The sequence below is a fragment of the uncultured Paracoccus sp. genome (genome assembly GCF_947496875.1).
Lineage (GTDB): Bacteria > Pseudomonadota > Alphaproteobacteria > Rhodobacterales > Rhodobacteraceae > Paracoccus.
Genome location: NZ_CANMEH010000043.1, coordinates 1 through 7,379 on the forward strand (window position 1 = coordinate 1; position 7,379 = coordinate 7,379).

9 protein-coding genes and 1 pseudogene are annotated in these 7,379 nt (G+C 70.0%); all 10 read right to left on the minus strand.

The window, feature by feature from the left end:
* The coding region (locus Q0938_RS18585) for a DUF2793 domain-containing protein (protein ID WP_299365530.1) at positions 1-162 on the minus strand (162 nt) is incomplete at its 3' end.
* Positions 163-172: 10 nt separating this feature from the next.
* Positions 173-4,138 (minus strand): annotated as a pseudogene (locus tag Q0938_RS18590) (glycoside hydrolase TIM-barrel-like domain-containing protein).
* A gap of 9 nt (positions 4,139-4,147) precedes the next feature.
* On the minus strand, positions 4,148-4,582 hold the full coding sequence (locus Q0938_RS18595) for an NlpC/P60 family protein (RefSeq protein WP_299365516.1): 435 nt from the start codon (positions 4,580-4,582) through the stop codon (positions 4,148-4,150).
* Positions 4,579-5,463: a DUF2163 domain-containing protein gene (locus Q0938_RS18600; RefSeq protein ID WP_299365518.1), complete on the minus strand. Its 885-nt coding sequence runs from the start codon at positions 5,461-5,463 to the stop codon at positions 4,579-4,581. Before Q0938_RS18600 ends, Q0938_RS18595 begins: the two co-directional genes overlap by 4 nt.
* A 126-nt stretch (positions 5,464-5,589) precedes the next feature.
* Positions 5,590-5,820: a hypothetical protein gene (locus tag Q0938_RS18605; protein ID WP_299365520.1), complete on the minus strand. Its 231-nt coding sequence runs from the start codon at positions 5,818-5,820 to the stop codon at positions 5,590-5,592.
* 86 nt (positions 5,821-5,906) lie between these two features.
* Positions 5,907-6,137, minus strand: coding sequence for a hypothetical protein (locus Q0938_RS18610; protein ID WP_299365522.1), 231 nt, complete (start codon positions 6,135-6,137; stop codon positions 5,907-5,909).
* A gap of 5 nt (positions 6,138-6,142) precedes the next feature.
* Positions 6,143-6,799, minus strand: coding sequence for a lysozyme (locus Q0938_RS18615; RefSeq protein WP_299365524.1), 657 nt, complete (start codon positions 6,797-6,799; stop codon positions 6,143-6,145).
* 4 nt (positions 6,800-6,803) lie between these two features.
* Positions 6,804-6,935, minus strand: coding sequence for a hypothetical protein (locus Q0938_RS18620; RefSeq protein WP_299365526.1), 132 nt, complete (start codon positions 6,933-6,935; stop codon positions 6,804-6,806).
* On the minus strand, positions 6,928-7,278 hold the full coding sequence (locus Q0938_RS18625) for a hypothetical protein (protein ID WP_216034877.1): 351 nt from the start codon (positions 7,276-7,278) through the stop codon (positions 6,928-6,930). The genes Q0938_RS18620 and Q0938_RS18625 overlap by 8 nt, the downstream gene beginning before the upstream one ends.
* The coding region (locus Q0938_RS18630; RefSeq protein ID WP_299365532.1) for a DUF2460 domain-containing protein at positions 7,275-7,379 on the minus strand (105 nt) is incomplete at its 5' end. The genes Q0938_RS18630 and Q0938_RS18625, both read right to left, overlap by 4 nt.

The following is a 7,379-nucleotide window of genomic DNA, read 5'->3' on the forward strand; positions in this document are numbered from 1 at the left end:
GCCTTCGCCAGGAGAACCGGGCGGCGCTGTCAGATCGCGGTCGAGCACGGAAAGTTGGACGAGCCCGTCGAGGAGCCGCAGCGCCTCGTTGTGGGTGACGTGCTTCTGGGCCTGCGCCGCCAGGATGTAGGGAAGCAGGAGATGGGTCGTGGCGTCGGACATGGGATGGCCTTCAGAATGTCAGCGTGACGGTCTTGGGCGCGCCCCGCCCGACGAGGGCGGAGAGCTGGTAGATGCGGATGGTGACGCTGTCGCCCGGGCCGAGCGGCGCGCCCCAGTCGGCAGTCTGCTGGGCGGCGGTGTAGACCGCGCTGGGGGTGGCGGTGCTCAGCACCCGCTTCACGGTGGCGCCGTCGAGAATCTCGACCTCGTAGGCCTCGATCTCCTCGCCGAGTGGCACCTCCAGCCCGCTCTAGCTGTCGGCGGCGAGCGCGCGCGACCGGCGCGTCCAGCGGATGGTCAGGCCCCCGGCAGTGCGCGGCCTGCGCCACGGCTGCTCGACGTGGGCGACCGAGAACGGCCGCAGCCCGACGCCCACCGGCGTGAAGGCCTGCGCCACATAGGTCTCGTCGTTGACCGGGCGGCTCGCCGGACCGATGCGCCAGTTCCATGGGATGCCGAGATCGGCCTCGGCGATGGGCAGTGACGCAAGTGCGGTGTCCAGCACGACGACCCGCGCGCCAGCGGGCACCGGATTGCCCATGGCGCCCTCAGTGCCGCGCTGGCCACGCAGGAGCCGGGTCAGACGATATCGACCCGGCGCCAGCAGCTCGGCCGCGCCCGCCTGCACGATCTCCCAAGTGCCCGGTGCGGTTTCCAACGCAAGCGCATTGGCCCCTCCGAACAGGGTCAGGTCGGTGACGCTTTCCAGCGTGCCGGTCAGCAGGTCGACCACCAACGCATTGCCGAGGTCGAAGCGCGAGGTGGGCCCCGCGTAGAAATCCGAGACCAGTGTACCGATCCGGGCGCGGCTGCCGAAGGTCGTCAGCAGCTCGAAGCCATCGGTCGCGGGGCCGCGGAACACCGCGATCTCGCCCGGCCACGGCATGGCATGCGCCGCGACAAACGGCCGATGTGCGGGCTGGTCCTCGGTCAGCTGCGGCAGGTCCATCAGCACCGCATCCGGCGCGCCGAACACCACCGCCCGCGTCAGCGACGCCGCGCGAGGATTGCCGGGCGGCAGATCGTAGGTCGCCCGGTCCTGGCGGACCGCGTCGATGCCGCGCGCCTCGGCGTCGGCGATGGAGACGAGCCGCAGATCGACCAGCCGCCCGTCATGGGCGAGCCGGATCGCGTCGGCCGAATCGAGCGCGAGCCGCGAGGGCGGCAGACGGAACGCCGCCGTCTCGCGCCCCACCCACGCCTCCATCAACGCGCGGCGGCAGCGCCGCTCGGCCTCCTCGGGCGGGACCGCCATGGGGAAGGACTCGGATGCGATCCGCGTCGTGTCCACGGTGATGCGCCGCGCCTCTACGAGGGCGGCGTCATAATCCTCGTCGGCACGGGCGATCTGCCACTTCAGCGCCTGCGGCAGCTCGGTCTCCTGGCCGCGGGTCAGTTCCAGCAGGTCGCCCTCGCGGGGGGCGACCAGATCGTCGGGCGCAAGCGTGGCGACGGAGGCCCGGCCGCGCATGACGAAGCGGATCACGCCTTCGGTCTCGACCGCGTCGAAGCCGAAGTGGCGCGACAGCGTGGTGATCGAGGCGCGCGGGCTTTCGAGCGCCGTGATCGCGTAGCCCTCGACCGCGCCCCAAAGCCCGGTGACGTCGATCCGCGCCTCGGGCAGGCCGGCGCGCAGGCAGAGGTGCCGCACGAGCGCGGCCAGCGACACCGCACCCAGCCGTCCCGTCAGCCAATGCCCGAGCCGCCAGTTCGCGCCGTCAGTCCAGACGTCGGTCAGCGCCGGGAAGAACGGATACGGCCGCGCGTCCCAGGTCCAGGCGGCGCATTCAGGGACGTGCACCATCCGACCGCCGTAGACCGAGGAGACCGGGTTGTTCGCCGGGACGCCCCACCAGAGATACGTGGCCTCGAGATAGGCGCGCTGGATCGCGTCATCGCGCCAGCCCCGCGAGAAATGCGGCGTGAAGCTCTCCGACGACTTCGGGTCGAAGAAGACGTTGGGCTGGTTCGTCCCTCGGTCGATGGCGGGACAGCCAAGCTCGGTGAACCAGATCGGCTTGGACTGCGGCACCCACGCCGTCGGTGTGCCGCTCTCCACTCCATCGGGGCGGTCGTAATGCGGGTTCGACCACCAGGCGCGCAGATCCTTGTAGCGGAAGACCCACGGCTTGCTGGCGGTACCGTCGGTGATCGGGGTGCGCACCTGCGCGGAGCGGTCCGCTGCGCTGGCGTAGAACCAGTCGAAGCCTTCGCCGCCCGCGATGTTTTCCTGCAGATAGGCGCGGTCATAGATCGCGGGCCAGCCCTCGGCCGCGTCGGCATGCTCGAAGCCATCCCGCCAGTCGGAGAGCGGCATGTAGTTGTCGATGCCGACGAAGTCGGTCTCCGGATCGGCCCAGAGCGGATCGAGGTGGAAGAACACGTCGCCGCTGCCGTCGTTGGGCTGATGCCCGAAATACTCCGACCAGTCCGCCGCGTATCCGATCTTCGTCCCGGACCCGAGGATCGAGCGAACATCCGCGAGCAGGTCCCGATAGGCCTGCACCGCCGGATAGGTGCTGGCGTCCGAGCGGATCGTCGTCAGCCCCGGCATCTCCGTGCCGATCAGGAAGGCATCGACGCCGCCCGCCGCCGCGCAGAGATGGGCGTAGTGCAGCACCATGCGGCGGAGGCCCCAGTCGCCAGGCGTGCCGGTCCACGAAACCGACTGACCCGAGACGCTGAAACTGGCGGGCGTCCCCGCGCCGAACAGCGCCGCGACCTGCGCAGCCGCCGTGGCAGTCTTGTCCACCGATCCTGCGAACCCCGCCGCCGGAGAACAGGTGATCCGCCCACGCCAGGGGAACGCGGGCTGACCGGTCTCCGCGGCATTGTCGGAATACGGGTTCGGCAGGCTGTTGCCGGGCGGCACGTCCATCAGGATGAACGGATAGAAGGTGACCCGCAGTCCGCGCGCCTTCATCTCCTGGATCGCCTGCACCACGGCGAAGTCGGACGGCGTGCCGCCATAGACCGGCCGATCCTGGTCGTCGCGGCTGACGAGGAAGGCACTGGCGCGGCTCACGCCATTCACCGACCAGCTGGCGGGCGTGGTCGACTTGGCCGACACCTCGACGCCCGGCCGCACCTTGCACGATCCCGCGCGCAGATCGTCTCCGAACCAGGCGACGACGAGGCTGACGCTCTCGACCGCAGGCGCCATGGCCTGCAGCCGGTCGAGCGCCTCCACCATGTCGGTGGAGTCTGCCAGCGCGTTCAGGTTCTCAGGGATCTGCGCGCCGCCGTGGGTCTTGCGGATGGCCTGCGTCGCGTAGGTGAACTCGCCTGAGGCCGGGATCATGGTGACGGCGCGTGTCAGCCCCTCAGCGGTGTCGGGGTCGGCCAGCGGGCGGAACACCTCGAAGGACAGCTGCGGCAGGCGGTTGCCGTAGGTGGAGAGCGCCAGTTCCTCGAAGACGACATAGGCCGTCCCGCGATAGGCGGGGGTGTTGGCCGCGCCCATCTTCGCGGCGATGAACGGATCGGCGGTCTGCGTCTCGTCGCCCGGATACCAGCGCCAGGTGACGCCGGAGAGGTCCATCGGTTTGCCGTCGGCCCAGATGCGCCCGATGCCGGTGATCGGGCCCTCGCACAATGCGACCGCGAAGCTGGCGTAGTAGAGATACTCGGTGGTCTTGACCTTGCCGCCCCCGCCGCCCTTGCCGCCGCCTTGGGTGGTGGTTTTGGTCTCCTCGCGGAAATCGGTCGCCCAGATGATGTTGCCACCCATGCGCATACGACCGTAGAGCCGCGGGATCACCGCGCCTTCGGTGGCCGAGGTGATGCGCAGCGTGTCGAGCCGCGCACCCTCGATGCGCTGCGTCGGCGCCAGCGACGAGATGATCCAGCTGTCGACCACCGAGCCGATGGTGGAACCGATGAAGCCGCCGATGGTCGCGGCGCTGACGCCGAGGATCGCGCCGCCGATGCTGCCGCCAATGGCGGCGCCGGCCGCGCCGAGAACGAGGGTGGCCATGTGTGAAACTCAGCGTTGCGGGAACAGGAAGGCGAAGGCGATGCGCCGCCGCCAGGGTTGCGTGAGCGGTTCCTCGATCACGCCGAGCCGCTCGTAGGCGTGGAGGAAGGTGTCGGGACCGGTGAGGATCCCGACATGCTTGGCGATGGCGCGCGGCTTCATGCGGAAGAGGACCAGCGCGCCGGGATCGGCGTTAGCAGGTGCAATTTCCGGCATCATGCGCCGCGCGCCCTCGGCCAACACCTCGCGCGGCCCGGTCTCGCCCCAGTCGCGGCTGTAGGCCGGGATCGGGAACGGCTCGGGGCCGACGACTTCGCGCCAGACGCCCCGGGCCAGCCCAAGGCAGTCGCAGCCGACACCCCGAAGGCTAGCCTGATCGTGGTAGGGCGTGCCGAGCCAGGCCTGCGCAATGGCGATGACGCGCGTGGGATCGGCGGAGGTCACAGCACGCCTCCCTCGTGCCCACCGTCCTTGGTGGCGTAGCGAAGTACGGCGTCCTGACCAGGGATGTGCGGGAAGCCGCGAAAGTTGGCGGTGTTCGCGAACTTCGCCCCGCAGGTTTCCATCCGTTTGTCGCAGCCCGCACGGATGGTGAAGCCGTCGTCCTCGGCGATGGCACGGACCGGCGCCTCGAGCAGGGTCAGCACAGCGATGCCGTCCGTGACGTCGTGGCCCAGCACCTCGGTGCGCCGCCCCGCGTTCGCGCCGCTCGTCCAGTCCAGCGTGCCGAAAGTGAACCAGCCGGCCTCGAACCCGCCGAGCCCCGAGGCGGTGAAGGCACGGTCACGCAGGAGATCGATGACGGCGCCCGCCCCCTTGAAGACGGGGTCATTCACATCGACGCCGCAGCGCGCATCGCCAAGCGCGGCGTCACAGGTCGCCTGGAAGGTCCGCCCGACTGTCTGGCCCAGCACATGGGCGAGCGAGCGGACTTCGGCGACGAAGGCCAGCCGCCCGCGCCGGATCTGCCCGATGGCGCCCCGGCGCATGAGGACGCGCTGGCTCGGATCGGCCCAGTTCACACGCCAGACCTCGACCTCGGCGTTGTCCCAACGACCGTCGAGGATGTCGGTCTCGGTGATCCGGTCCGATGTCAGCACGCCCTCGGCATCCTGCGCATCGACCGAGAGGTCCGAGCCCGAGCGGACCTCGGACGCCGTGAGCCCACTCGCCGGCTCGAAATCCGTCCAGTCGAAGCTCAGCGTCCGGTCGTGATCGGTGAAGCCGAAGGTGACGCCATCGGCGCGCGTGATGCGCCAGCACCAGGCGAGCGTGGTCGTGCCCTCGTCGAGATGGGCCTGCAGGGCGGGAGCGAGGGTCTTCATCGGCAGGTTCCCGTCATGCGGTCGTCGAGATCTGCGATCCAGTCGGCCCACGCCTGTGGCACCGTCCCGACAGTCTGGGCAGCAGGTCGGCCTAGCCGCGCCTCGGCGTAGGAGGCGCACCCGGCATCACCAGCGCCCATCGTTGCGGCGCAGCCGGTCAGCGGGATCGCCAGCGCCGCGACCGTCGCGAACCGCATCCCGCCCGCGCCCGATACGCTTGTTCCTGTCTTCCATCGCATCGCGTTCGGCCTCCAGTTTGCCCGCTCGTTCCCCTTCCACTCGGCCCCAGACCCGGCCGAGGACGACGCCCCCGACCGCGCCGAAAGCTGCGACCAGCCAGATCAGGAGATCAGCCATCGTCCCGCTCCCCGCGGGCTGCGGCCACGCAAAGGGCGACGACGAAGACCCCGAGGCAGCCGCCCACGACCAGACCGGCGAGGAACTCAAGCATCGCCGTGGAACCCGCGCTCGATCCGGTCGCGCAGGCCGATCAGGCCCAGACCGAGGAACATGAGCCCTGCGGGCGAGGCATCGCCAGAGCCGGCGAGCAGCGCGACGAGGCGGGAAAGCTCGCTCAGCGGCCCAGTCGCGGGCAGCGCGAGGGAGGCGATGCCGGTGAGAATGGCGAGCAGTCCCGCCCACCAGGTGAGCGAGTTGGGACGAACGTAGCGCATGGGGATCAGGCCCTCCGGATCAGGGTGGAGAAGAAGGCGGCCAGCCGGGCGAGCCAGCCGGTCGGTGCGTTTGGTGCAGGCTTGAGGACCGGAGGCGTCGGCGACGGCCCGCGAGCCAAGGCCAGAGCCTCATCCTCGGTCAGGCGACGGACCGGTCGCGAGAAGTCCACCCGGCCCGTGCGATCCACGGACCAGACCGGGATCGTGCCGCCGGGATAGCGGCCATGCCGGAACAGATCGCTCTCGGCCTCCCGGCGGGGGACGATGGAGGCCGGTCGCCGCCAGTTCAGAAACGCGTTGCCGGCTGCAACGCGATTGCCGGCATTGAGGTGGCGGGTCAGCGCTGCCTTGGCGATGCCGACGGTGTTGTAGTGGAAGCTGACCAGCGCATCGAACTCGTGCGGCTTGAGCGGCACCTTCACCGCGCGCATCACGGCGGCCTCGTAGCGCGCGAGGTCGGCCCGGAAGACCCGGAACACCTCACGGATCCCGGCATCGAGATCGCCGGGCATGCCGCGGGCCATGGTCGCCGGATCGGGCGGCCCGGCCGCGGCCGTGTGGCCGATGCCGAAGGTCCAGACCTGTTTCACATCGAGATAGGGTCCGGGCACGATGCCTTCGTGCCGGACGAGGGCCAGGAGGCCCCGGTCGGTCATGTGCATGGGATTACCGGAGAAGCGAGAGGACCAGGATCAGCGCGGCGACGGCGAGGCCGATGCGCAGACGGTGGGCAAAGGCCTGTCGGGCATCCGTGGGATCGCAGCGGAGGGAGCGCGCGAGGCGGATGAGTTCATTCATCGCCGCCGCCTTCGTTGGCACGGCGCAGGCGGGCGAGCAGCATCTCGATGAAGGCCGGCCCGAAGACGCCGACGAGATAGGCGGCGGACCCTGCAGCACCGCCTGCCGGGATTGCCTCGGGCGGCAGGCTGAGCCAGGCGGTGATCACGGCCATGGAGAGGCTGCCCATCCCGGCTGCGATCAGCCCGCCGAGCAGAATGTGCCGCAGCGCATCGCGCAGCCGCATCTTCGTGGTCAGCGCGTTGGTCGCGCCGCCGAGCGCGCCCCAGGCAGCGAGGATCACTGCGGTGGACGTGGCGAGTTCTTTCAGAACCGCAGCTATGAAGCGGGATTCGTCGTTCATCGCCGGATCTCCAGAAGCGGAATGGAGGTGATCGAACCGAGCCGCTCGAGGTCGAGCGTCACGTCGAGCTCGTCGGTGTCGAAGCGGACCGGCACGTCGAA

What these genes read in the sequence shown, in the direction of transcription:
- Q0938_RS18610 (WP_299365522.1), bottom strand. Translation starts at nt 6,137, where the DNA reads ATGCGCTACGTTCGTCCCAACTCGCTCACCTGGTGGGCGGGACTGCTC.
- Q0938_RS18620 (WP_299365526.1), bottom strand. Translation starts at nt 6,935, where the DNA reads ATGAATGAACTCATCCGCCTCGCGCGCTCCCTCCGCTGCGATCCCACG.
- Q0938_RS18615 (WP_299365524.1), bottom strand. Translation starts at nt 6,799, where the DNA reads ATGCACATGACCGACCGGGGCCTCCTGGCCCTCGTCCGGCACGAAGGC.
- Q0938_RS18625 (WP_216034877.1), bottom strand. Translation starts at nt 7,278, where the DNA reads ATGAACGACGAATCCCGCTTCATAGCTGCGGTTCTGAAAGAACTCGCC.
- Q0938_RS18605 (WP_299365520.1), bottom strand. Translation starts at nt 5,820, where the DNA reads ATGGCTGATCTCCTGATCTGGCTGGTCGCAGCTTTCGGCGCGGTCGGG.
- Q0938_RS18600 (WP_299365518.1), bottom strand. Translation starts at nt 5,463, where the DNA reads ATGAAGACCCTCGCTCCCGCCCTGCAGGCCCATCTCGACGAGGGCACG.